This is a genomic window from Vibrio sp. 2132-1 (assembly GCF_033344315.1).
In genome coordinates this window covers 1-571 of sequence record NZ_JAWPON010000652.1, presented here as the reverse complement: position 1 = coordinate 571, position 571 = coordinate 1, and the positions used below count along the sequence as shown (strand labels likewise).

The window sequence follows — 571 nt, the reverse complement described above, 5'->3', positions numbered from 1 at the left end:
CTCGTGCCATCTTTTTCCCACAATACCATCATTACCAAGTACTGCGAGTAGGTGAGATCAAGTGCGTCCAACAACGGTCGGTACGCGCGAATCACAGCGTTAGCAGCGCTGTATAGCGGAAAGCAGACTTGATTCTCTAGTAACAATTTTTCTTCTGCATTCAATGTACTTGGGGAGTAACACTGGCTCATGGGCTTAATCTCGATAAAGGCGATAAAAATAAATTGTGCACAATATAGTTGCAAACTATCGCTGTTTCGATGTAAGGTTGTAAGCAATTAAATTGTACACAACTTAAATTGAAGGGGATATTCGCATGACAACATTATACAAAACTCAAGCTACTGCTCTGGCTGGCCGTAATGGTCAAGTAAAAACCAACGATGGTCTGCTGGATCTTGAACTTGCTTACCCAAAAGAGATGGGTGGTACAGGCGCAGCAACGAACCCAGAACAACTGTTTGCTGCGGGTTACTCGGCTTGTTTCTCTAACGCGATTTTGCACGTTGCGCGTGAAGCAAAAGTAGCGCTAAAGAGCGCACCGGTGACAGTTGAAGTAGGCATTGGCCCG

At 45.2% G+C, this 571-nt stretch carries 1 protein-coding gene and 1 pseudogene; one reads left to right on the top strand and one right to left on the bottom strand.

The window, feature by feature from the left end; genetic code table 11:
• Positions 1–191, bottom strand: a pseudogene (locus R8N47_RS27195) (MarR family transcriptional regulator); the annotation flags it as partial.
• A 125-nt stretch (positions 192–316) separates the two neighbouring features.
• Here R8N47_RS27195 and R8N47_RS27190 point away from each other — a divergent pair.
• On the top strand, positions 317–571 hold a 255-nt coding region (locus tag R8N47_RS27190; RefSeq protein WP_318186367.1), incomplete at its 3' end, for an Ohr family peroxiredoxin.